Origin of the sequence: Kitasatospora sp. Root107 (genome assembly GCF_001424875.1) — a bacterium.
Taxonomy (GTDB): Bacteria; Actinomycetota; Actinomycetes; order Streptomycetales; family Streptomycetaceae; genus Kitasatospora.
Genome location: NZ_LMCT01000001.1, coordinates 360,149 through 383,294 on the forward strand (window position 1 = coordinate 360,149; position 23,146 = coordinate 383,294).

23 protein-coding genes are annotated in these 23,146 nt (G+C 70.7%); 9 read left to right on the forward strand and 14 right to left on the reverse strand.

The window, feature by feature from the left end; all coding sequences use genetic code 11:
• Window positions 1-65 precede the first annotated feature (65 nt).
• The 3 genes from ASC99_RS01575 to ASC99_RS01585 all read left to right on the forward strand — a co-directional run bounded on the left by ASC99_RS01575 (window position 66) and on the right by ASC99_RS01585 (window position 3,457).
• A complete protein-coding gene (locus ASC99_RS01575) occupies window positions 66-1,676 on the forward strand; it encodes a chitinase (RefSeq protein WP_057227276.1) in 1,611 nt (536 codons plus the stop codon).
• Window positions 1,677-2,028: 352 nt separating this feature from the next.
• Window positions 2,029-2,436, forward strand: coding sequence for a peptidase inhibitor family I36 protein (locus tag ASC99_RS01580; protein ID WP_057227278.1), 408 nt, complete (start codon window positions 2,029-2,031; stop codon window positions 2,434-2,436).
• A gap of 82 nt (window positions 2,437-2,518) precedes the next feature.
• Window positions 2,519-3,457, forward strand: coding sequence for a hypothetical protein (locus ASC99_RS01585; protein ID WP_057227280.1), 939 nt, complete (start codon window positions 2,519-2,521; stop codon window positions 3,455-3,457).
• Here ASC99_RS01585 and ASC99_RS01590 read toward each other — a convergent pair.
• The gene (locus ASC99_RS01590) at window positions 3,443-4,057 is read right to left on the reverse strand and encodes a prepilin peptidase (RefSeq protein WP_235502741.1); all 615 of its coding nucleotides are present in this window, start codon (window positions 4,055-4,057) and stop codon (window positions 3,443-3,445) included. The genes ASC99_RS01585 and ASC99_RS01590 overlap by 15 nt on opposite strands.
• An 82-nt stretch (window positions 4,058-4,139) precedes the next feature.
• On the opposite strand from ASC99_RS01590, the gene ASC99_RS01595 reads away from it, so the two are divergent.
• Window positions 4,140-5,354, forward strand: a complete 1,215-nt coding sequence (locus ASC99_RS01595) for a pyridoxal phosphate-dependent aminotransferase (RefSeq protein ID WP_057227282.1) — start codon at window positions 4,140-4,142, stop codon at window positions 5,352-5,354.
• Window positions 5,355-5,462: 108 nt separating this feature from the next.
• Here ASC99_RS01595 and ASC99_RS01600 read toward each other — a convergent pair whose 3' ends face one another.
• Window positions 5,463-7,292 (reverse strand): phosphoenolpyruvate carboxykinase (GTP), encoded by a 1,830-nt coding sequence (locus tag ASC99_RS01600; RefSeq protein WP_057227284.1) that lies wholly within the window; start codon window positions 7,290-7,292, stop codon window positions 5,463-5,465.
• A 268-nt stretch (window positions 7,293-7,560) separates the two neighbouring features.
• Here ASC99_RS01600 and ASC99_RS01605 point away from each other — a divergent pair, with 268 nt between their 5' ends.
• Window positions 7,561-8,226, forward strand: a complete 666-nt coding sequence (locus tag ASC99_RS01605; RefSeq protein ID WP_057227287.1) for a hemolysin III family protein — start codon at window positions 7,561-7,563, stop codon at window positions 8,224-8,226.
• Here the strand turns inward: ASC99_RS01605 and ASC99_RS01610 are convergent.
• The 3 genes from ASC99_RS01610 to ASC99_RS01620 form a co-directional block, all read right to left on the reverse strand.
• Window positions 8,197-8,475, reverse strand: a complete 279-nt coding sequence (locus ASC99_RS01610; protein WP_057227289.1) for a hypothetical protein — start codon at window positions 8,473-8,475, stop codon at window positions 8,197-8,199. The genes ASC99_RS01605 and ASC99_RS01610 overlap by 30 nt on opposite strands.
• Before the next feature lie 176 nt (window positions 8,476-8,651).
• The gene (locus tag ASC99_RS01615) at window positions 8,652-9,482 is read right to left on the reverse strand and encodes a hypothetical protein (RefSeq protein WP_235502740.1); all 831 of its coding nucleotides are present in this window, start codon (window positions 9,480-9,482) and stop codon (window positions 8,652-8,654) included.
• A gap of 13 nt (window positions 9,483-9,495) precedes the next feature.
• Window positions 9,496-10,134: a papain-like cysteine protease family protein gene (locus ASC99_RS01620; RefSeq protein ID WP_057227290.1), complete on the reverse strand. Its 639-nt coding sequence runs from the start codon at window positions 10,132-10,134 to the stop codon at window positions 9,496-9,498.
• Window positions 10,135-10,385: 251 nt separating this feature from the next.
• On the opposite strand from ASC99_RS01620, the gene ASC99_RS01625 reads away from it, so the two are divergent.
• Entirely contained in the window at window positions 10,386-11,315 is a 930-nt protein-coding gene (locus ASC99_RS01625; protein WP_057227292.1) for a hypothetical protein, read from the forward strand.
• On the opposite strand, the gene ASC99_RS38225 is transcribed toward ASC99_RS01625, so the two are convergent.
• The 3 genes from ASC99_RS38225 to ASC99_RS01640 are packed head-to-tail and all read right to left on the reverse strand — an operon-like array spanning window position 11,312 to window position 15,205.
• The gene (locus ASC99_RS38225; RefSeq protein ID WP_057227294.1) at window positions 11,312-12,238 is read right to left on the reverse strand and encodes a hypothetical protein; all 927 of its coding nucleotides are present in this window, start codon (window positions 12,236-12,238) and stop codon (window positions 11,312-11,314) included. The two genes, ASC99_RS01625 and ASC99_RS38225, sit on opposite strands and share 4 nt — an antisense overlap.
• A 45-nt stretch (window positions 12,239-12,283) precedes the next feature.
• Window positions 12,284-13,123: a GNAT family N-acetyltransferase gene (locus ASC99_RS01635; protein WP_057227296.1), complete on the reverse strand. Its 840-nt coding sequence runs from the start codon at window positions 13,121-13,123 to the stop codon at window positions 12,284-12,286.
• 27 nt (window positions 13,124-13,150) lie between these two features.
• The gene (locus ASC99_RS01640; RefSeq protein ID WP_057227299.1) at window positions 13,151-15,205 is read right to left on the reverse strand and encodes a thioredoxin domain-containing protein; all 2,055 of its coding nucleotides are present in this window, start codon (window positions 15,203-15,205) and stop codon (window positions 13,151-13,153) included.
• A 107-nt stretch (window positions 15,206-15,312) separates the two neighbouring features.
• Here ASC99_RS01640 and ASC99_RS01645 point away from each other — a divergent pair, with 107 nt between their 5' ends.
• Window positions 15,313-15,879: a Uma2 family endonuclease gene (locus tag ASC99_RS01645; RefSeq protein ID WP_057227301.1), complete on the forward strand. Its 567-nt coding sequence runs from the start codon at window positions 15,313-15,315 to the stop codon at window positions 15,877-15,879.
• Window positions 15,880-15,885: 6 nt separating this feature from the next.
• On the opposite strand, the gene ASC99_RS01650 is transcribed toward ASC99_RS01645, so the two are convergent.
• Window positions 15,886-16,074 (reverse strand): hypothetical protein, encoded by a 189-nt coding sequence (locus ASC99_RS01650; RefSeq protein WP_369824279.1) that lies wholly within the window; start codon window positions 16,072-16,074, stop codon window positions 15,886-15,888.
• Window positions 16,075-16,136: 62 nt separating this feature from the next.
• The gene (gene mca, locus ASC99_RS01655; protein ID WP_057227304.1) at window positions 16,137-17,021 is read right to left on the reverse strand and encodes a mycothiol conjugate amidase Mca; all 885 of its coding nucleotides are present in this window, start codon (window positions 17,019-17,021) and stop codon (window positions 16,137-16,139) included.
• Window positions 17,022-17,172: 151 nt separating this feature from the next.
• Here mca and ASC99_RS01660 point away from each other — a divergent pair, with 151 nt between their 5' ends.
• Both ASC99_RS01660 and greA read left to right on the forward strand, forming a co-directional pair.
• Window positions 17,173-17,580 (forward strand): DUF4307 domain-containing protein, encoded by a 408-nt coding sequence (locus tag ASC99_RS01660; protein WP_057227306.1) that lies wholly within the window; start codon window positions 17,173-17,175, stop codon window positions 17,578-17,580.
• 220 nt (window positions 17,581-17,800) lie between these two features.
• A complete protein-coding gene (gene greA, locus ASC99_RS01665; RefSeq protein WP_057227308.1) occupies window positions 17,801-18,298 on the forward strand; it encodes a transcription elongation factor GreA in 498 nt (165 codons plus the stop codon).
• 68 nt (window positions 18,299-18,366) lie between these two features.
• Here greA and ASC99_RS01670 read toward each other — a convergent pair whose 3' ends face one another.
• From ASC99_RS01670 to ASC99_RS01685, 4 genes are all read right to left on the reverse strand, one after another.
• Window positions 18,367-19,224, reverse strand: coding sequence for an ABC transporter permease (locus tag ASC99_RS01670; RefSeq protein ID WP_057227311.1), 858 nt, complete (start codon window positions 19,222-19,224; stop codon window positions 18,367-18,369).
• A complete protein-coding gene (locus ASC99_RS01675) occupies window positions 19,224-20,231 on the reverse strand; it encodes an ATP-binding cassette domain-containing protein (protein ID WP_057227312.1) in 1,008 nt (335 codons plus the stop codon). Before ASC99_RS01675 ends, ASC99_RS01670 begins: the two co-directional genes overlap by 1 nt.
• Before the next feature lie 260 nt (window positions 20,232-20,491).
• Window positions 20,492-21,703 (reverse strand): threonine ammonia-lyase, encoded by a 1,212-nt coding sequence (gene ilvA / locus ASC99_RS01680; RefSeq protein WP_082597999.1) that lies wholly within the window; start codon window positions 21,701-21,703, stop codon window positions 20,492-20,494.
• Window positions 21,704-21,912: 209 nt separating this feature from the next.
• The gene (locus ASC99_RS01685; RefSeq protein WP_057227315.1) at window positions 21,913-23,067 is read right to left on the reverse strand and encodes a cystathionine gamma-synthase; all 1,155 of its coding nucleotides are present in this window, start codon (window positions 23,065-23,067) and stop codon (window positions 21,913-21,915) included.
• Window positions 23,068-23,146 lie beyond the last annotated feature (79 nt).

Consider the following 23,146-nt stretch of genomic DNA (forward strand, 5'->3'; position numbering starts at 1 on the left):
CCCCACACGGAGCCGCCGCGCCCCCCACCGCGGCGGCTCCTCCCCTCCCCCACAGGAGCGTCCCCATGGCCCGAACGCTGCCGCAGCCGTCCCACCGGCGCCGGCGCAGCCCCCTCCCCGCCGCCCTCGCGGCCGGGACCACCGCGCTCGCGCTGGCCGCCACCGGTCTCGCCCTGTTCGCCGGCGGCGCCAACGCCGCCGTGGGCAACCTGGTGAGCAACGGCGGCTTCGAGGGAGGGAACCTCAACGGCTGGACCTGCACCGGCGGCGCGAGCGTCGTCGGCACCCCGGCCCACTCCGGCTCGTACGCGCTGAACGCGGCGCCCAGCGCCTCGGACACCGCCGAGTGCCGACAGACCGTCAGCGTGCTGCCCAACACCAGCTACGCGCTGGCCGGATGGGTGCAGGGCCCGTACACCTACCTCGGCGTGCGCGGCACCGGCGGCACCGATCCTTCCACCTGGTCGAGCCAGTCCAGCTGGAACCAGCTCTCCTCCACCTTCACCACCGGCGCGGGCGTCAACAGCGTCACGCTCTACGTGCACGGCTGGTACGGCCAGGGTGCCTACAACGCGGACGACATCACGCTGACCGGCCCGGGCGGCACCGCCTCCCCGTCCGCCTCCGCGTCGGCTTCGCCGAGCGCGAGCACCTCCGCCTCCCCCAGCGCGTCCGCCTCGCCGTCGGCCTCCGCCTCCCCGAGTGCCTCCGCGAGCGCCTCGGCCTCGCCGTCGGCCAGCGCCAGCCCGACCGTGACGCCCACCGGCCCGGTCACCGACCTGCCCAAGCACGTGGTCACCGGTTACTGGCACAACTTCGACAACGGTGCGACCGTCCAGAAGCTGAGCGAGGTGCAGAGCGCGTACGACATCATCGCGGTCTCCTTCGCGGACTCCGTCCCGACCAAGGCCGGGGCGATCACCTTCCTGCTCGACCCGGGTCTGTCCACCAAGCTCGGCGGCTACACCGACGCCCAGTTCCGGGCCGACGTGAAGGCCAAGCAGGCGGCCGGCAAGAAGGTCATCCTCTCCATCGGCGGCCAGAACGGCGCCATCTCGGTCGGCGACGCCACCGCCGCGGCCGCCTTCACCGACAGCGCCTACGCGGTGCTGAAGGACTACGGCTTCGACGGCATCGACGTCGACCTGGAGAACGGCCTCAACCCGGAGCACCTGGGCAACGCCCTGCTCAACCTGCAGGCGAAGATCGGCTCGAAGTTCGTCCTGACCATGGCGCCCGAGACCATCGGCGTCTACAGCACCGACGGCGCGTACTTCAAGCTCGCGCTCAAGACCAAGTCCGTCCTGACCGTGATGAACACTCAGTTCTACAACTCGGGTGGCATGAACGGCTGCGACGGCAAGGTCTACAACCAGGGCACCATCGACTTCATCACCGCCCAGGTCTGCACCCAGATCCAGGGCGGCCTGCGCCCGGACCAGGTCGGCATCGGCGTCCCGGCCTCCAGCAAGGCGGCGGGCGGCGGCTACGTGGCCCCGAGCGTGGTCAACAACGCGCTCAGCTGCCTCGCCACCGGCGCCAACTGCGGCAGCTTCGTCCCGCCGGCCAAGTGGCCGACCATCCGCGGCGCGATGACCTGGTCGACCAACTGGGACGCCAACAACGGCAACGCCTTCTCCAACACCGTGGGCCCGTTCGTCCACGCCATGCCGTAACACCTCCCCGGTGCGCCGCCCTATGAGGGTGGGGCCGCGTACCACCGAGGCCCGCCGTACCCACCAGGTGCGGCGGGCCTCGGTTTTTCGCCACACCCGTCACTCCGGCAACTGTGGTGCGCTTCACGTTTCACCTGCCCCAGCGGGGCATATGCCCGGCCTTACTCCGCTGAGCGGATGACCATCTCCGACTATCGGGAATTCGACTTCGACATGACAGGATCATGTGTTGGCCGGTTGCAGTACTAGGAGAAACCGTGAGCACGCATAGGATCGAATTGTTGCGAGCAGATGAATTCCGTCTCCCGCAATGAAGTTCGGCAACCTTTCGTCCTTTTCTCGAGGAGTAGGAATGCGAGCTTTCAAGAAGGCCGTCATCGGTCTGGCCGGCGCTGCCGCACTGACCATGGGCATGGTCGGAACGGCCTCGGCCGGCAGCTACAACGGCGTCTGCGAGAGCAGCGGCGGTGGCGAAGCCTGCCTGTACTACCAGTACGACTACAGCGGCTGGGTGTACGACACCCTGTACAGCAAGACGTCCTACACCGGCACCTACTACGGCACCGAGACTCCGATCAACGACACCGTCGGTGCGGTCTGGAACCGCGACCCCGACACGTCGCTGAAGCTCTACACCGGCGCCAACTACACGGGCAGCCTCCTGGTCGTCGGTGGCGGCGGGAAATACAACACGCTCGGCACGGGATTCGCCAACGCATTCAGCTCGCACTGCTTCACCTCGAATGCCGGCTGCCCGTAAGTAGTTCCGGGGTGCCCCCGATATCCTCGGGGGCACCCCTCCGGATTTTCCGCCAACGAATTCGGAAATGCGAGGAATCACCGTGCCGGGTCCCGTACGTCTCCGTCGGCTTGCCGCTGCCGCCCTGCTGTTCGCACTGACCGGCTGCGGGTCCGGCCAGGGCACCCCGGCAGCGCCGAGCGCCTTCTCCTCCGCTCTGCCGACCCGGACGATCGCCGGAGCCGTGGTGCCCGTCCTGCCACTGGACGGCTATCGGCTGACGGCGGATCAGCAGGAGCGGCTCCAGCAGGCCGCCGACCGGTTGGCGACGGAGTGCATGCGCACCAAGGGTCTGGACTGGCCGGCCCGGCCACTACAGGCAGGACAGGACCACGACGGCAACGAGCGCCGGTACGGCGTCAGCGACGCCCGGACCGTAGCGGCGATCGGCTACCGACTGCCGCCGCCCTCCGGCGTGACGGGCGATCAACTGGCCGAGTACAAGAAGCGGTTGGACGCCCGGAAAGCCGCCATGAGCGACACCGCGATCGCCGCCTACACCGGCGAGAAGGCCGGGGCGACCACCCCGCAGGAGGCGGGCCGGGGCGGCTGCCGGGGCGAGGCGACCCAGCGGCTCGGACTGCCCGACGACCTGGCGGACAACGCGGATCCGGTCGAGGAGGCAATGCAGACCGGTTGGCAGCGGACCGTGGCGGACCCGCGGGCAAAGGCGGCCGACGCCGCGTGGAGCAGCTGCATGCGGACGGCCGGCTTCGACTACCCCGACCCGCACAAGGCGGCTGGCGACCCGGCCTGGCGGCCGGGAGCGGAGGGAGTCCCGGCCTCCCCGGACGCCCGGGAGCTGGCGGTGGCGAAGAAGGACCTCGACTGCAAGCGGGAGACCGGCTACCTGACGGTCTGGCAGACCGTGGAGATCGAGCAGCAGCAGGCACTGATCAAGGAACGGGAGCCCAGCCTGCGCCAGACGCTCGAGCGTTGGCGGCAGGCGCTGGCCAAGGCCGAACAGCTACTGAACAGCTAGCACCGCGACCAGGGCGCCGAGCAGCAGGAACGGGCCGAAGGCCAACGCGTCCTGCCGCCCGGCCCGGCGGGTGAGCAGCAGGGCGACGGCCCAGAGCCCGGCCAGCAGGAAGGCGTACATCAGCCCCGCCAGGACGGTGCCCCAACCGGTGACGGCGAGCAGCGCACCCAGACTAGGGGCCAGTTTGGCGTCGCCGAGGCCGATCGGGGCGAGCAGTGCCAGCAGGGCGAAGCCGAGTCCTAGCGCGGCGGCGGCCAGCAGGCAGCGGAGCAGCGACTGACGTTCGGTCAGCACCAGCAGGACGGCGGTCCCGAGTGCCAGCGCTCCGGTCAGGACGTCGGGCAGCCGGTGCACCGAGGCGTCGACCAGCCCCAGCACCAGGCCGAGCAGCGCCACCCAGACCAGTACCGCCCACCCGGACGTGCCGTAGGCCGAGGCGACCGCCGCCCCGATCGCGGCGGACACCGCCGCGACCAGCAGCGGTTCCAGCTTCCGTGCGGGTGGCTCGCCCTCGTGCGGCACGGCGTACCGGAGCGCCAGCCACCGCAGTTCCGGGGCCACGCCGAGCCCCACCAGCGCCCCGACCAACAGTATGTTCACGGCGGAAGCTTCCCAGACCGACCTGATGTTGTGTGCAAACGCACGTGGGGTTCGGGGGCAGCCCGCCGTAAAGTTGTCCGGCATGCAGGTCATCCAGTCCAGCAAGCTTGCCAATGTCTGTTACGACATCCGCGGCCCGGTGCTCGATGAGGCGATGCGACTGGAGGACCAGGGGCATCGCATCCTCAAGCTGAACACCGGCAATCCCGCCGTCTTCGGCTTCGACGCGCCTCCCGAGATCCTCCAGGACATCCTGAAGAACCTCTCCTCCGCGCACGGCTACGGCGACTCCAAGGGTCTGCTGTCCGCGCGCCGAGCGGTGGTGATGCACTACGAGGAGCGCGGCCTGCACGGCCTCACGGTCGAGGACGTCTTCCTCGGCAACGGGGTCTCCGAACTGATCCAGCTGGCGATGACCGCGCTGCTGGACGACGGCGACGAGGTGCTCGTCCCGGCGCCGGACTACCCGCTGTGGACGGCCTCGGTCAGCCTGTCCGGCGGTACCGCGGTGCACTACCGCTGCGACGAGCAGTCGGAGTGGTACCCGGATCTGGCGGACATCGAGGCCAAGGTCACCGACCGGACCCGGGCGATCGTGGTGATCAACCCGAACAACCCGACCGGGGCGGTCTACCCGCTGGAGATCCTGGAGGGCATCGTCGAGATCGCCCGCCGCCACAAGCTGGTGATCTACGCGGACGAGATCTACGACAAGATCCTCTACGACGACGCGGTGCACATCCCGCTCGCCACCCTGGCGCCCGACCTGTTCTGCGTCACCTTCAACGGCATGTCCAAGTCGTACCGGGTGGCGGGCTTCCGCTCCGGCTGGATGGTGCTCTCCGGTGACCGGAACCGGGCCCGCAGCTACATCGAGGGCCTGACCGTGCTGGCCAGCATGCGGCTCTGCGCCAACATGCCCGCCCAGCACGCGGTGGCGGCGGCGCTCGGCGGCCGGCAGTCCATCAAGGAGCTGATCCTGCCCGGCGGCCGGCTGCTGGAGTCCAGGGACGCGGCCTACAAGCTGCTGAACGACATCCCGGGTGTGAGCTGCGTGAAGCCGAAGGGCGCGCTGTACGCCTTCCCGAGGCTGGACCCGCAGGTCTACAAGATCAAGGACGACGCCCAGATGGTGCTGGACCTGCTGCGGGCCCAGCGCATCCTGATCGTCCAGGGCACCGGCTTCAACTGGCCCGAGCCGGACCACTTCCGGCTGGTCACGCTGCCCCGGGCGGAGGAGATCACCGACGCCGTCACCCGGATCGGCGACTTCCTGTCCGGCTACGTCCAGCCCTGAGCACCACTGCGAAAAACAGCTACGGCCGGAGTCCCGATCCGGACGATCCCCTCTTGGTCGGGGGAGGATCGTCCGGCCGAGGCTCCGGCCGTAGCTGTCTCTGCCGCGTCAGCCGAGGCGCTGCACCAGCGCCTCGTACTCGTCCCAGAGTGCCTTGGGGGTGTGCTCGCCGAACAGCTCCAGGTGGGCCGGCACCAGGGCGGCCTCCTGGCGCCAGATGTCGGCGTCCACCGAGAACAGCAGGTCGAGGTCCTGCTGCGGGATGTCCAGGCCCTTGAGGTCGAAGCCCTCGACGGTCGGCAGCACGCCGATCGGGGTCTCGACACCGGCGCCGATGCCCTCCAGGCGCTCGACGATCCACTTCAGCACCCGGCTGTTCTCGCCGTAGCCCGGCCAGACGAACTTGCCCGCGTTGTTCTTGCGGAACCAGTTCACGTAGTAGATCTTCGGGAGCTTCGAGGCGTCGGCCTGCGCGCCCAGCTTCAGCCAGTGGCCGAAGTAGTCGCCCATGTTGTAGCCGCAGAACGGCAGCATCGCGAACGGGTCGCGGCGCAGCTCGCCCACGGTGCCCTCGGCGGCGGCGGTCTTCTCGGAGGCGATGTTCGCGCCCAGGAAGACACCGTGCTGCCAGTCGAAGGACTCGGTCACCAGCGGGACCGCGGTGGCCCGGCGGCCGCCGAACAGGATGGCCGAGATCGGCACACCCGCCGGGTCCTCCCACTCGGGAGCGATGGTCGGGCACTGCGCGGCCGGGACGGCGAACCGCGCGTTCGGGTGGGCGGCGGGGGTGCCGGACTCGGGGGTCCAGTCGTTGCCGCGCCAGTCGATCAGGTGCGCCGGGGCCTCCTCGGTGAGGCCCTCCCACCAGACGTCACCGTCGTCGGTCAGCGCGACGTTGGTGAAGACGGTGTTGCTGTGCAGGGTGTCGATCGCGTTGGCGTTGGTGTCCACGCCGGTGCCCGGGGCGACGCCGAAGAAGCCGGCCTCCGGGTTGATCGCGTAGAGCTGCCCGTCGGCGCCGAACCGCATCCAGGCGATGTCGTCGCCGATGGTCTCGACCTTCCAGCCCGGGATGGTCGGCTGGAGCATCGCCAGGTTGGTCTTGCCGCAGGCGGACGGGAACGCCGCGGTGACGTACTTGGCCGCGCCGCCGGTCGGCGGGGTCAGCTTGAGGATGAGCATGTGCTCGGCCAGCCAGCCCTCGTCGCGGGCCATCGTGGAGGCGATCCGCAGCGCGTAGCACTTCTTGCCGAGCAGGGCGTTGCCGCCGTAGCCGGAGCCGAAGGACCAGATCTCCCGGGTCTCCGGGTAGTGCGAGATGTACTTGGTGCTGCTGCAGGGCCACGGCACGTCGGCCTCGCCCTCGGCCAGCGGGGCGCCGACGGTGTGCACGGCCTTGACGAACTCGCCGTCCTCACCGAGCTGGTCGAGCACGGCCTGACCCATCCGGGTCATCACGCGCATCGACACCGCGACGTAGGCGGAGTCGGTGATCTCCACGCCGTACGCCGCCAGCGGGGAGCCGACCGGGCCCATCGAGAACGGCACGACGTACATCGTGCGGCCCTTCATCGCGCCCTTGAACAGGCCGTCCGTACCGGTGAAGATCTCCCGCATCTCGGCGGGGGCCTTCCAGTTGTTGGTCGGGCCCGCGTCCTTCTCCAGCTCGGAGCAGATGTAGGTGCGGTCCTCGACCCGGGCCACGTCCGAGGGGTCGGAGGTGGCGAGGTAGGAGTTGGCGCGCTTCTCCGGGTTGAGCTTCTTGAAGGTGCCTTGGGCGACCAGCAGATCGGCGAGGCGCTGGTACTCCTCCTCCGAGCCGTCACACCACTCGACGCGGTCCGGCTGGGTCAGCTCCGCGATCTCGCTCACCCAGGCCAGCAGACGCTTGTGGCGGGTGGGCGCGGATGCGCTGAGAGCAGAGTTCTCGTACGACACGATCGCTCCGTTTCACGCCATCTCGGCTAGGAGACGGCGTCGCGGGGGGTTGAGGGTGGTTACACCGTAGCTCCGGCCTCAAGGCCCCAACACGGCAAGATGGCAATTTCTACCGAAGTTTTGCGCCATCTTGGCCAAGTACTGGTGAGTAACAAGGCTCCACCGTCCGACCCGGACCCTCGGGTGACCTCGATCCAATACTCCATAACGTCCAAAAGTGGTGACCGTCACTACCTACGTGCCAGTAACCTACGGAACCGTAGGTAGCATGTTGGCCATGACGGACGCATCGGTCGAGATCAAGCCCAAATGGCGTGGGTGGCTGCACGCGGGGATGTTTCCGGCGGCGCTGGCCGCCGGAATCGTGTTGATCTGTCTGGCGGACTCCACCGAGGCCCGGATCGCCTGCGCGGTCTACTCGGTCAGCGCCTGGCTGCTGTTCGGGGTGAGCGCGGTGTACCACCGCTTCACCTGGGGTCCGCGCGGCGACGCGATCCTGCGCCGGCTCGACCACGCGAACATCTTCCTGATCATCGCGGGCTCGTACACCCCGTTCACCATCCTGCTGCTGGAGGGCGGCCAGCGGCAGCTGCTGCTCTGGCTGGTCTGGGGCGGAGCGCTGGCCGGGGTCGCGTTCCGGGTGTTCTGGGTCGGGGCGCCGCGCTGGCTCTACACGCCCTGCTACCTGGCGCTCGGCTGGGCCGCGGTGTTCTTCCTGCCCGAGTTCCTGCAGGCGGGCGGCGCGGCGGTGGTCACCCTGCTGATCGTCGGCGGTGTGCTCTACAGCCTGGGCGGGGTGGTCTACGGACTGAAGAAGCCGAACCCGTCACCGCGCTGGTTCGGCTTCCACGAGGTCTTCCACGCCTTCACCCTCGGCGCGTTCATCGCGCAGTACGTCGGTATCTCACTGGTGGCCTACAGCGTCGCCAACTGAGCCGCCGTCGAGTCGCTCCCTGGCCCGCCGGCAGCGCTCGCAGTGCGCCCCCTCCGGTCCCTCCGCGCTCGGCTGCTCGTGGCCGCGCACCCGGAACCGGCGGGCCACGTCCAGCATCACCAGGGCGACCTCGGCCGCCGCGACGATCCAGACCAGCTGCGGGCCACCGAACACGTACGCCAGCACCACCGCCAGCGCGGCGGCCACGCCCACCAGCGCGCCCTCGACCCGCACCCCCCGCGCCGCCATCTGCTCCCCCTTCAGCCACCCGCCGGGTACTCAACACCACACACGGTGACAGACCGGTCGGGCGGCCAGGCGAACGAGGGGTCAACGGTTCGTCAAATCAACGGGTGGGCGCACACCGGAGGCACACGACCGAGGGCGGCGCGGGGATCCCCGCGCCGCCCTCGTCGTCCGTCGGATCAGCCGTCCTGCCGGTGGCGGCGGACCGCCAGGCCGATCCCGGTCAGGGCGGTGGCCACCAGGGCCGCGCCCGCCACCCCCGCCGTCAGCGGCGGCAGGCCGTCCGGCTCCGCAGCCGGGCCGGCCGTCTCGTAACCACCGCCCTTGCCCGCCCGGTCGTACGCCGAACCGGGCAGCTTGTCGCCGTACCGCTGGTGCACCAGCTGCTGGTAGGCGGTCAGGGTGACGCCGGCCTGGCCGACCGACCGCACCGCGTCCTCGTCCAGCGGCAGCACCCGGCCGTCCCGCAGCACGTACCAGGCGTTCAGCTGCGGCTCCCGGAAGACCGTGCCGCCGCCGGTGCCCGCAGCCTGCGCCGCGTAGTCGGTCTCGTCGCCACCGGTGGCGATGTTGACGACCCGCCAGCTGCTGTCCTGCTTGACGGTCCAGACCGAGGCGGTCTGCCCGTCGGCCGCGACCACCTTGCTGGCCACGAACTCGGCCTTGGCCACGGCCGCTCCGGAGGTGCCCGCCACGAACGCCGGGTCCAGGGTGTAGACCGGCACGGTGGCACCGCTCAGCCGGGGTGCGGCCGCTGCGGCGGCCCGGGCCTCGTCGGCCGGGCTGAGGTCGAGCGATGTGGTCGGCGGCACGCCCTTCCGGGCGAAGAACCGGCCCAACTGTGCCAGCACGGCCGGGGATTCGGCCGTACTGCGGGCCGCCGAGAGCTCGGCGGCGGCGACCGGGGCCGGGGCGCCGCCCTCCGCCGCCTGGGCGGGGAGTGCGAGGGCCAGGCCGAGGGTGGCGGCCAGCGCGGTGACGGCCGCGAGGCGGTGGGTGTACCTACGCATGTCGGTCATCTCCTCACGCACCGATCCGGTAGAGGGAGTGGGTCCAGGAGAACGAGCTGTTGCTCACGTAGTACGAGTAGTCGGCCCAGTTGTAGCGGTAGCTGGAGGGCCACGGGTCGCCCCAGTACACCCAGTTGTTGGCGGTGTCGTAGCCGTAGATCACGTGCATGTGGCCGCCGCCCGAGGACCACTGGATGCGGGTCTCGATCGGGCGGCTGGCGTCGATCTCGGTCTGCACGGTGGTGTAGCGCAGGTAACCGTTGACGTACGAGCCGGGGTTGATGCCGATCCAGCTCAGCGCGGTCTGCACATTGCCCAGCGAGGCCTGGTTGTTGGGGCAGGTCGAGTTCACCGACCGGTTGAAGGCCACGTTGCAGAACTGGTTCTGGCTGTAGGTGTAGCCGTAGTAGGTGGCGATGGTGTTGCCGCTCGCCGCCCAGCACCAGTTGGTCTGCTGCTGCGACTGCATGGTGATGTTGAGCTTGCGCGCCGCCAGTGCCGAGACGGCGCCCGGGGTGACCGAGGCCGGCTGGACGTGCGGGATCGAGGCGGCGGGCGCCGGGGCGGCGGTGACCACCGTGAGGGCCGGGGCGAGGATGCCGAGCGCGAGGGCGGCGACCGCCCGACGCAGACGTATCCGAGAAGTTGGCATGGGATTTCTCCTCCTTGCGAATCCGCAGGAGAGGGGATGTGGGGGACCGCGTCCGGACGCGGTGGACAGAGCATCGGCCCGTGCCGTGTCCCGGTCAACGGACCTGGTCGGCCGCCCAGGCCGGGTGTGAACGGGCCCGCGTGCGGTGTGAACGGAACTCCCGTTCGGGGGCCGGGAATCCGTCCTGACTGGTGACAACTCGCCGCGTCCGTGTGAATATTCACGGTCAAACAGGCAGACGGGAGCCGGCCATGCAGCAGACCGTCCAGCCCGAGCTGGCGGCGGTACTCCGTACCGGGCCCTTCCACCTCGCGCTGCGCGCCGCCATCAGCGCGCGCGGACTCGCCCTGAACCGGCTCCGGCAGCACCTCGCCCAACGCGGCGTCCAGGTCGGCGTCACCAGTCTGAGCTACTGGCAGCAGGGCCGAAGACGCCCCGAACGGGCTGAATCCCTGCGCGCGGTACGGGTGTTGGAGGAGGTACTGGAGCTCCCCGAACACTCCCTCACCCGGCTGCTCGGCCCCCGCCAGGCCCCCACCGGACCGGCCTCACCGGCCACCCGCCCCTACCGCGACCTGATCGCCCCCGCCGCCGCGGTGGACGGTCTGCTCGCCACCATCGCGGGCCCGCCCGACACCGGCCTGCACACCGTCACGCACATCGAACGGGTCCGGATCGGCGCCGACCGGCAGATGGTCCGCCGCGACTCCCAACACGCCCTGCGGGCCCACCGCGACGGCATCGACCGCTATCTGGCGCTCTATCAGGGCGACCCCGGCTGCGACATCGCCCGGGTCGCGGTCCGGGCCGAGGAGAACTGCCGCCCCGGCCGGATCCGCCGCGACCCCGGTGCCGAAATGCTGGTCGCCGAACTGCTGTTGGACCGCCGGTTGCGCACCGGCGACACCCATCTGCTCGGCTACGGCTTCGACGACGCGCCCGCCGCCGGGCCGAGCTGCGAGTACATCCGCGGCTTCAACTCCGGTGCCGGGCAGTACGTCCTCCAGGTCACCTTTCATCCCGACGCACTGCCCGTGCGCTGCCACCGCTTCGCCTCCCGGACCCCGGGCGAGGACCCGTACGAGACCGAGGAGTTGACCCTGGACGGGCACCACTGCGTGCACCTGGTGGCGAGTGCCCTGACCCCGTGCCTGCTGGGCATCCGCTGGGACTGGGACTAAAAGCCGTCCTGCGGACCGCCCGCCGCCGCGTCGCGTCGGCGCCGAACCACGAACAGCCCGCCCGCGCCGAGCCCGGCCACCGCGACCAGGGCGCCCAGTGCCCACGGCAGCCCGGAACCGCTGTGGCCGGCGGGGGTGACCGCCAGGGTGACCGGGCTCGGGCTCGGGCTCGGGCTCGGCGTGACCGTCGGTGTGGGGCTCGGCACCGGGGTCGCGCTCGGCGTCGGCGTCGGCGTGGGTGACGGTGCCTCAGTGGTCGGGCTCGGCACCGGGGTCGGGCTCGCCGTCGCCTGCGAACTCGACGCCGGCTTGGCGGTCGGCGTGACCTGGGGGGTCGGCTTCCGGGTCGTGCCGCCGGGGGCCGGGATGGCCGCCTGGGCCGGGCTGCCGCCGGTGAAGGAGAAGCTCACCCCGCCCAGCTTGCTGACGGTGATCATGGAGCACGGCCCGAGGGCCACCATCGCACCGAGCTCGTACACCCCGTTCGGGCTGCCGACGGGCATCGACAGGGTCTCGTGCAGCACGTGCCGACCCCGCGACAGGCCGCCGAACTGGACCTGGTTGGAGACCCAGCTGCCCATGGTCCCGGCCATCCGGGGCGGCTGCCAGGTGAACGAGAAGCCGTGCGCCGGGCCGCCGTCCACACTCAGCCGGGCGGACGGCGCCGGTCCGGGGGTCTGCTGGTCCGCGGAGACGATCTGCAGCTGGAACACGGCCGATCCCTGGTCCGGGGCGTCCAGGGTCAGCACGTTGTCGACCGTCCGCGAGCCGCCCATCCGCACCTGGGGGATCTGGCCGTACACGCCGTCGGTCCGGTAGGTACCGGTGGCCATCGACGTGCAGACCTCCGCGTGCGCCACACCGGCACCCGGCAGCACGGAGAGGGGTATCGCGAAGGCCAGCGCCAGGCCACGTCTCGTCATGGCCCCGGATCCTAGTGGTGCCCGCCCCGCGGCCCCCCACTCGGGTCAGCCCTCGAAACTCAGGTTGACGCAGTCCTCCACCGCCCGGTATCCGAGCTTCTGGTAGATCGAGTTGCTGGTCGGATTGGCCAGGTCCGTGTAGAGCAGCACCTCTTCGGCCCCGGCCGCGAGCGCGTGCGCCGACCCCGCCGCGACCACCCCGCTCGCGTACCCCCGCCCCCGGTGCTCCGGCGGCGTGTACACCGGGCCGATCCGCGACATCCCGGCGATCACCGGGCTGACGGCGGCGAACGAGACCGGGGTGCCCTGGTGCTCCCAGATGTGCAGGTGCCCGCCGGCGGTCCGCCGTTCGACCGTGGGCCGGTGGTTCTCGTTGGGGATGGCCAGCTCCGCTTCGGCGACGAAGGCGCCGAACCACTCCACCAGCAGCTCCACGTCGGCCGCCGTGGCCAGCCGGACCGTCCCGGCGGGCAGTGGCGAGGGATCGACCAACTCACCCAGCCGGTACAGCCGTTCGTTGGAGGTGACGGTGGACTCCTGCGGCCGCGCCGCCGCGAAGGCGGTCGCCGGGACCACCCCGCCGCCCACCGCGGGCACCTCCACCCCGGCCAGCACATCGGCCAGCTCGGCGGCCGCCCGCTCCGGCATCAGGCTGAGCCGGAGCGGGTACGGCGGCGTCCGCGCGAAGGCGCCGACCACCGGGGCGTCCGGCCCGGGCCGCCACCAGCCGAACTGCGGATCCGCCGGGCCGTAGACGTGCGGGCCGCCTTCGGTGAGGTTGTGCAGCAGGGTGAGCAGCACGGTGTTCTCGGCCGGGTGGGCGGCCAGGAAGTCACCGGCCTGTGCGCGGAAGTCGTCCGGGGAGGAGCTGAGAGTCCAGGTCATGGGGCATTGTGTCCGAGCACCGGACGCTCATGCACCAAGATTTCCGACCCGTACGCCCAGCTTCGCGGCCAGCTCCGCCGGGTCCGCCGTCGGGGCGTCGCAGCTGAAGTGGTGGCAGACGTACGCGGCCGATTGGCCGTCCAGCAGCGGCCGGTCCGCCAGCAGCGGTACCTCGGTCGAGCCCGGTTCGCCGACCGCGACCACGGCGCCCGGTGCGGTGCCGAGCAGGGCGGTCCGGTGCAGCAGCGCGGTCTCGGCGACCTCGGCCCGGCCGATCACGGCGACCTCGCGCGGCCCGGCGGCCAGCGCCTCGGCGGCGGCCAGACCCCAGCCGATGAACCGGGGCGCCCGGCTGCCCAGTGCGCCGACGATCCCCAACGCCCGCTCGGCGGCGGTCCGGTGGCGCTCGGAGCCGGTGTAGGCGGCGTACGTGAGCAGGGCCTGCGCGGCGGCGGTCCAGCCCGAGGGGGTGGCGTTGTCGGTCGGGTCCTGCGGGCGGCGGATCAGCTCCTCGGCGTCGTCCGCCGTGTCGTACAGGGCACCTGACGCAGTGTCGACAAAGTGACCCAGCACAGTGTCGAGTAGCCCGCCGGCCAGCCCGAGCCACTCCGCGTCGCCGGTCACCGCGTACAGCGCGAGGAAGCCCTCGGCGGTGTCCGCGTAGTCCTCCAGCACACCGGCGTTGGCCCCGGCCCGGCCGTCCCGGGAGGTGCGCAGCAGGCGGCCGTCCTCGGTCAGGTGGACGGCGAGCAGCAGGTCGGCGGCCCGGACGGCGGCCTCCACCAGGTCCGGCCGCTCCAGCAGCGCGCCGGTCTCGGCCAGCGCGGCGATCGCCAGACCGTTCCAGGCCGCCACCACCTTGTCGTCCCTGGCGGGGGCGGGCCGTGTCCCCCGTGCCGTCAGCAGCCGGTCCCTGATCCGCTGGTAGGCCACGTCATCCACCGGGTCGGAGAGCAGCTGGAGCACCGAGGAGCCGTGCTCGAAGGTGCCGGTGACCTCGAACAGCACGGTGGCCAGCGCACCGTCCTCGGCGCCCAGCACCTCGCCCAGCTGCTCCGGGGTCCAGGCGTAGTACACGCCCTCGGCGGACTTGCCGGTGGCCGCGTCCAGGCTGTCCGCGTCCAGCGCGGAGGCGAACCCGCCTTCGGGGGTGCGGAGTTCGGCGAGCAGGAAGTCGGCGGTCTCCAGCGCGATCCGGCGCGGCAGCTCGTCGCCGGTGGCCCGCCACAGGTGCAGGTAGACCCGGAGCAGCAGGGCGTTGTCGTAGAGCATCTTCTCGAAGTGCGGCACCACCCAGTCGGCGTCCACCGCGTACCGGGCGAAGCCACCGCCGAGCTGGTCGTAGATCCCGCCCCTGGCCATCGCCTCGCAGGTGTGCCTGGCCATCTCCAGCGCCTCGGCCGAGCCGGTGCTCGCGTGGTGCCTGAGCAGGAACTCCACCGCCATCGACGGCGGGAACTTGGGCGCGCCGCCGAAGCCGCCGCGCTTGTCGTCGTAACTCCGGCCGAGCTCGGCCGCCGCCTTGGCCAACTCCTCGGCGCCGGGCACCTGGTGGACCCCGCTGCCGACCCCGTACACCGAGGCCCGCTCGGCCAGGTCGGCCCTGATCCGCTCGGCCACCTCGCCGACCTCGTCCCGGCGGTCCCGCCAGGCGGCGCTGACCCCCTCCAGCACCTGCCGGAAGCCGGGCATGCCGTGCCGGGGGGCGGGCGGGAAGTACGTCCCGAAGTAGAACGGGTCCTTCTCGGGCGTCAGGAAGACCGTCATCGGCCACCCACCCTGCCCGGTGGCCGCCTGCACCGCCTCCATGTACACCGCGTCCACGTCGGGCCGCTCCTCGCGGTCCACCTTGACGGCGACGAAGTGCTCGTTGGCGTACTGGGCGATCGCCTCGTCCTCGAAGGACTCATGGGCCATCACATGACACCAGTGACAGGCCGCGTACCCGACCGACAGCAGCACCGGCACCCCGCGCCGCCCGGCCTCCTCGAAGGCCTCCGGCCCCCAGGGCCACCAGTCCACCGGGTTGTCGGCATGCTGCTGCAGGTACGGCGAGGTCGCGTCCGCGAGACGGTTCGGCATACCCCCATCCTTGCGCATCAGCACGCCGCCACGGGGTCAGGCCCGGGGCAGTACGCTGAGATTTCAGCGGCGCCGAGCCCGTCGAGCAGGCTCAGGGGAGGTTGGTCATGACCGCCGAGATGATCGCTCCGGCCTGGATGCACCGTCAGATCACCGCGGACCAGTACGACTCCTGGTCGGCGGAGCAGTGCGCGGGGATCGAGATCGTGGACGGGATGGTCGTCGTGAGCCCGAGCGCGTCCAAGCGGCACAACCGGTTGGCCCGACTGCTCGCGAACGCTCTGGAGGCCGCCGCAGGTCCGGAGTGGAACGCCGACACGGACTTCGACGTCCGGTTGCAGGACGTCCCGCTGACCAACCGCCGCCCGGACGTGGTGGTCTACCGGGCGGACAGCATCGACATCGCGCCCACCCGGCCGGAGCACGTGCTGCTGGTGGTCGAGGTCGTCTCACCGGGCTCGGAGACCACCGACCGGATCGTCAAGGTCGACCAGTACGCGAAGGCCGGGATCGCCTTCTACTGGCGGATCGAGCAGGCTGCCACTGGCGTACCGCTCGTCTACACGTACGTCCTCGACCCGGCGAGCCGGGCCTACCGGGATGGCGAGGTGTTCACCGGCATGGTCAGGGCTGCCGCGCCGTTCGCCGTCGAGATCGACCTTGGCGCCCTGTGACGGACGTCAGTCCTTGGGCTGCTCGGGCTCCTCGACGAAGGTCACCCGGCCGAACTGCTTGTTCATCGACTTGACCAGGAACCAGGTGGCCACGCCGAGGGCGGCGAAGACCACGAAGCCCAGCAGGCCGGGCGTCACCTTGGCCTTGTCGAAGGTCTCGGCGGCGAGGGTGGTGAGGTGCATCGGGGTGCTCATGTCTCCCATGGTGACCCGGCCCTACACGGACCGGGTCACCGGGGTGGGTGCGTGTCGGGGTGTCAGGCGGTGGTGACCCGGGCGCGCAGGCCGGCGAACAGGTCGTCCTCGGGGAGGTCGGTGTCCACCTGCGAGCGGACCAGCTCGTAGTCCTCGGTCGGCCAGACCTTCTTCTGGACCTCCAGCGGGATCCGGAACCACGGTCCGTCCGGGTCGATCTGGGTGGCGTGCGCGATCAGCGCGCGGTCCCGGGTCTCGAACCAGTCGTCGCAGACCACCCGGGTGGTGATCTCGCGCTCCTCGCGGCCGCTCTTCTCCCACCCCTCGATCCACTCGCCGTACGGCGACTCGAGGCCGTTCTCCACCAGGTAGCCGTGCATCGCCCGGATCCGGCCCATCGGGAAGCCGTGGTTGTAGTAGACCTTGGACGGCTGCCAGGGCGCGCCGGCCTCGGGGTAGGCGTCCGGGTCACCGGCGGCATCGAAGGCGGCCATGGTGATCTTGTGGGTCATGATGTGGTCGGGGTGCGGGTAGCCGCCGTTCTCGTCGTACGTGGTGATCACGTGCGGCCGGAACTCCCGGATCAGCTTCACCAGCGGGGCGGCCGCGTCGGCCACCTCCTGCAGCGCGAAGCAGCCCTCGGGCAGCGGCGGCAGCGGGTCGCCCTCCGGCAGGCCGGAGTCGACGAAGCCGAGCCAGGCCTGCTTGACGCCGAGGATCTCGCGGGCGGCGTCCATTTCCTTCCGCCGCACCTCGTGGATGTTCTCCTCGACCCACGGGTCGCCCTGGAGCTTGGGGTTGAGAATCGAGCCACGCTCACCGCCGGTGCAGGTGGCGACCAGCACGTCCACCCCCTGTGAGACGTACATGGCCATGGTGGCGGCGCCCTTGCTGGACTCGTCGTCCGGGTGCGCGTGTACCGCCATCAGTCGCAACTGCTCAGTCAACGCCTGGTTTCCTTCCGGGAATCATCCGGTTCGTCGGGCCGGTCCCCCGCCGCGTCCGGCGCGGATGCTGCCCTCCTATAGTGACTGACCGGAGGGCCGATCCATTCCCCCGGTGGACCCTCGGCCCCTCGTCGAAAGGACTGAGCCGCCCATGGACTCCGGACGTACGACCATCGCCCCCGCCCGCTACGGCAAGCTCGGTGACCGCGAGGCGGACCGTCGGCTGCGGATCACCGGCCTGGTCTGCGGTGCGCTCGGCCTGGCGCTGGTCGGCTGGCTGGGTGTCAGCTACGTCTCCAAGGGCTCGGTCATGAACGGTCTGCTGCCGGGCTTCCAGGTGGTCTCCGCCGCGGAGATCCAGGTGCAGCTCTCGGTGCTCAAGGAGGACGGCACGGCGGGGGTCTGCACCGTCCGCGCGCAGTCCGAGGACGGTGGCGTGGTGGGGCTGCACGACTTCCCGATCCCGGCCGCCGGCACCCGCTACGACGAGGTGGTCACGCTGCGCACCACGGCCCGGGCCACCGCCGCCGAGCTGCTCGGTTGTGTCCCCGGCAAGTAATCCGTTCGGGCGCATATTCGACGCCCCGACCGGGCATCCGTACCGGGAATCGCCGGGTCGGAGCCGCTCGTGGCCCCTCCCGCTCCGGTCCGGAAATTGTTAGGCTCGTGGTTTCGCCCCTCTCCGGCCGGATGGCACGAGAGCGGGCGTTGCTTTGTAGTACGACCGTTCCCGGCTGACACCAACCCTCAGCGCAGCCCAGCACCTACGAGGAGCACCTGTGACCCAGACCAGCGAGAACGTGACCTGGCTCACTCAGTCCGGCTATGACCAGCTCAAGGCCGAGCTGGACTACATGACCGGCCCGTGGCGCGCCGAGATCGTCAAGAAGATCGAGGCGGCCCGTGAGGAAGGCGACCTCAAGGAGAACGCCGGCTACCACGCGGCCCGTGACGACCAGGGCAAGGGCGAGCTGCGGATCCGTCAGCTCACCCAGCTGCTGGAGCGGGCCAAGGTCGGCGAGGCCCCGGCGGACTCCGGCGTGGTGGCCCCCGGCATGGTCGTGACGATCGCCTTCGACGGCGACGAGGACGACACCATGGTCTTCCTGCTCGGCTCCCGCGAGATGGCGGGCGCGTCCGAGGTGGAGGTGTACTCCCCGCAGTCCCCGCTCGGCTCGGCCATCGACGGCAAGAAGATCGGCGACGAGGCGCACTACGAGCTGCCGAACGGCAAGAAGGCGATGGTCAAGGTGATCGCGGCCACGCCGCACGCCTGAGCCCGACCGACACGCGAACGGCGGCCGTCCCCGTGCAGGGGGACGGCCGCCGTTCGGCGTACCCGGGTTCAGCCGACCGCGGAGCGGTACTTCCGGACCGAGAGCCAGGAGAACCCCGCTGTGATCACCACGGACCAGATGACCGACAGCAGGATCGCGTTCTCCATCGGCCAGCCGCCCGTCACCGGGCCGACCTGGTTGCCGAACAGGTCGCGGCAGGCCTGCACCGTCGCGCTGAACGGGTTCCAGTAGGCGATCGGCTGCAGCCAGCCCGGCATCGAGCTGACCGGCACGAAGGCGTTCGAGATGAAGGTCAGCGGGAACAGCCAGATCAGACCGGCCGAGGTGGCCGCCTCCGGACTGCGCACCGACAGACCGATCAGCGCGCCGATCCAGGAGAAGGCGTAGCCCAGCAGGAGCAGCAGCCCGAACGCGGCGAGCGCCTTCAGGAAGCCCTCGTGGATCCGCCAGCCGACCAGCACCGCGACGATCATCAGGACCACCAGGGTGAAGGCGGTCTGCACCAGGTCGGCCAGCGTGCGGCCGACCAGCACTGCTGAGCGGGTCATCGGGAGCGAGCGGAACCGGTCCACCAGCCCCTTGGTCATGTCCTCCGCGATACCGGCCGAGGCGCCGGCCACCGCGAAGGTGACGGTCTGGGCGAAGATGCCCGCCATCAGGAACTGGGTGTACGTGCTGGCACTCGCGCTGGTGCCGGGGATCTGGATCGCCCCGCCCATCACGTACGAGAACAGCAGCACGAACATAACCGGCTGCATCAGACCAAAAACGACAATTTCGGGAATCCGAGTCATCCGACGCAAATTGCGCTTGGCGATCACCCAGGAGTCGTGCAGCATCGCGGGAATGCCGTGCCGCTGCTGGGGGACGGCGCCGCCGATCGCGTGTTCGGTGGCAGTGGTCATCAGGCGTCCTTCCCATGGCCCTTGCGGCCCTTGGCGGGCTGCGACTCGTCCTCTTCCTCGACCTCCGCGGCCGTGGCGTGGCCGGTCAGCGAGAGGAACACGTCGTCCAGGGTCGGGCGGCGCAGGCCGATGTCGTCGATCACGATCGAGCGCGAGTCCAGCTCGCGGATCACGTCGGCGAGCACCTTGGCGCCACCGCTGACCGGGATGGTGATCCTGCGGGTGTTCTTCTCCAGCGTCGGGTCGCCCTTGGCGTACGGGGCCAGCGCGGCCAGCGCCTCGGTCACGTCGTCCCGCTCGTGCACCACCACCTCGACCCGCTCGCCACCGATCTGGGCCTTGAGCTCGTCGGCGGTGCCGCGGGCGATCACCTTGCCGTGGTCGACCACCGCGATGTCGTGGGCGAGGCGGTCCGCCTCCTCCAGGTACTGGGTGGTCAGCAGCAGGGTGGTGCCCTGCTCGACCAGGGTCTCGATGACCTCCCAGAGCGCGAGCCGGTTGCGCGGGTCCAGACCCGTGGTCGGCTCGTCCAGGAACATCACCGGGGGCCGGACCACCAGCGCGGCCGCCAGGTCGAGCCGGCGGCGCATACCGCCGGAGTAGGTCTTGGCGGTGCGGTCGGCGGCCTCGTCGAGGTTGAACCACTCCAGCAGCTCGCGGGCGCGGGCCTTCGCGTCCCGCACGCTCATCTGGTAGAGCTCGCCGACCATCTGCAGGTTCTCACGGCCCGTCAGGTACTCGTCCACGGCGGCGTACTGGCCGGAGAGGCCGATCAGGCTGCGCACCTTGTTCGGGTGCTTGAGCACGTCCACCCCGGCGACCACGGCGTGGCCGGAGTCGGGGCGGAGCAGGGTGGTGAGAACGCGGACCGTGGTGGTCTTGCCGGCGCCGTTCGGGCCGAGCAGTCCGAGTACCGTGCCCTCCGGAACGTCGAGGCTGACGCCGTCGAGGGCACGTACGTCACCGAAGGTCTTGACCAGGTTCTCGGCTTGGATGGCTGGCGCCATGAGCCTGCCTCATCTCCTCTGACGATATGACTGATATGTCCACTCTGACCCGGTGGCAATACCCGGTCGGACCGGATTCCATGCCGGGGAGGGACATCGGAGAAACGCGATGCATCGCGAGAATGACAGCTCGCGATATATCGCGTCAAGGATCGGGCTCATGGCGCAGCAAGGACAGCGCGGAGCCGATCCGCGCTGACACCCTCTCAGCTGGGACTGACAACCGCCCCTGGTTTTCCGGCTGCTGGAGTCTTCGGGCGCTACTGGGTGACCACGTAGCCCGCGTCCCGGAGATCGCCCATCACCACGGCGCAGTGCTCGGGGCCCTTGGTCTCCAGGTGCAGATCCACCTCGACCTCGGTCAGGCCGAGCCGGGGGTCGATCCGGACGTGCGCGATGTCCAGCACGTTGGCGTCCGCCCGGGTGAGCACCGCCAGCAGATCGGCCAGCGCGCCCGGCCTGTCGGCCAGCCGGACCCGGATCGACAGGTAGCGGCCCGCGGCCACCAGGCCGTGCCGCAGCACCCGTTGCATCAGCTGCGGGTCGATGTTGCCGCCCGAGAGCACCGCCACCACCGGGCCCCGGAAGCTCTCCGGATGCTCCAGCAGCGCGGCCAGCGGGCTCGCCCCGGCCGGTTCGACCACCAGCTTGAGCCGCTCCAGGCTGAGCAGCAGGGCTCGGGACAGGCCCTCCTCCGAGACCGTCCTGACGCCGTCGGCCAGGGTGTTCACCACCTCGAACGGGATGTCACCCGGACGGCCGACCATGATCCCGTCCGCCATGGTCGCGAAGCGCTCCAACGAGACCGGCCGGCCCGCCGCCAGCGAGGGCGGGTACGCGGCCGCGTTGGCGGCCTGCACCCCGATCACCTGGACGTCGGGGCGGAGCGGCTTGACCGCCGCCGCGATCCCGGCCAGCAGCCCGCCGCCGCCCACCCCGACCAGGATGGTGCGGACCTCCGGGCACTGCTCCAAGATCTCCAGGCCGACGGTGGCCTGACCGGTGATGATGTCCCAGTGGTCGAACGGGTGGATGAACACCGCACCGGTCGCGTCCGCGTAGTGCTGGGCCGCCTGCAGGGCCTCGTCCACGGTGCTGCCGTGCAGCCGGACCTCGGCGCCGTAGTCCCGGGTCGCGGCCACCTTGGGCAGCGGGGCCGCCAGCGGCATGAAGACGGTGGACCGCACCCCCAGCAGCGAAGCGGCCAGTGCCACCCCCTGCGCGTGGTTGCCCGCACTCGCCGCCACCACACCACCGGCCCGCTCCACCGGCGAAAGCCCGGCGATCCGGACGTACGCGCCGCGCAGCTTGAACGAACCGGTGCGCTGCAGGTTCTCGCACTTGAGGTGCACGGGCGCACCGATCAGCCCCGCCAGATACCGGCTGCTCTCCATCGGGGTAACCCGGGCGACCCCGGCGAGCATCTTGTGTGCACCGCGGACGTCGTCCAGGGTGATCGGCCAGTTGTGCATGTGTCCCTCGGACGGATCGGAAGCCAGGGCTCTGCTGCGCTCCGGGCATCAGCCATCAGGGGCTCGGGGAACTGCGACGCCGACCTCGGAAAAGGTCACCGTTGCGTGGGTGGTCAGGCACTTTCGCAGTGACCCGAACGCCAGATCTCCTCGCAGTTCCCCGAGCCCCTGGACCGTAACCGGCTGAGCCCCTGCCTAAGGTGCGGGCGTCAGCCCAGGGCGCGGGTGAGGTCCGCGAGCAGGTCGTCGATCGACTCGATGCCGACCGAGACCCGGACCAGGTCGGCCGGCACCTCCAGCGCCGAGCCCGCCACCGAGGCGTGCGTCATCCGCCCCGGGTGCTCGATCAGCGACTCGACGCCGCCCAGCGACTCGCCGAGGGTGAACAGCTCGGCCCGGTTGCAGACGTCCACCGCGGCCTGCTCGCCGCCGTTGACCCGGAACGAGACCATCCCGCCGAAGGCCTTCATCTGCTTGGCGGCGATGTCGTGCCCGGGGTGCGACTCCAGACCGGGGTAGATCACCTGGCTGACCTTGGGGTGCCCGGAGAGCAGCTCGGCGACCTTCCCGGCGTTGGAGCTGTGCCGGTCCATCCGGACCCCGAGGGTCTTGATGCCGCGCAGCACCAGCCAGGAGTCGAACGGCCCGGCCACCGCGCCCATCGCGTTCTGGTGGTACGCCAGCTCCTCGCCGAGACCCGCCTCGGCCGCCACCAGGGCGCCGCCGACCACGTCGGAGTGGCCGCCCATGTACTTGGTGGTCGAGTGCACCACCACATCGGCGCCGAACGAGATCGGCTGCTGCAGGTACGGGCTGGCGAAGGTGTTGTCCACCACCAGCAGCGCACCGGCCTGGTGGGCCACCTCGGCAAGACCGGCGATGTCGGAGATGCCGAGCAGCGGGTTGGAGGGGGTCTCCACCCAGACCGCACGCGTGCTGGGGCGCAGCGCGTCCCGGACGGCGGCCAGGTTCTGGGTGTCCGCGACGGAGAACTCGACGCCCCAGCGGGTGAGCACCTTGGCGAACAGCCGGAAGGTGCCGCCGTAGGCGTCGTTCGGGATGACGATGTGGTCGCCCGGCTTCAGCACGGTGCGCAGCAGGGTGTCCTCGGCGGCCAGGCCGGAGGCGAAGGCGAGGCCGCGGGCGCCGCCCTCGATCGCGGCGAGGCACTCCTCGAGGGCGGTCCGGGTGGGGTTGGCGGAACGGCTGTACTCGTAGCCGTTCCGGAGGCCGCCGACGCCGTCCTGCTTGTAGGTGGACACCTGGTAGATCGGCGTGACGACGGCCCCGGTCTGGGGGTCTGCTTCCTGACCCGCGTGGATGGCGAGAGTCTCGAAGCCCTGGGGAAGCTGGTGCTCGGTCATGGTCCCGAGCCTAGTGGGCGAACCGGGCCGAGGGCGGGCAGAGCGCCCGCGTTGCCGACCACCCGTCAAGTGCGACCTG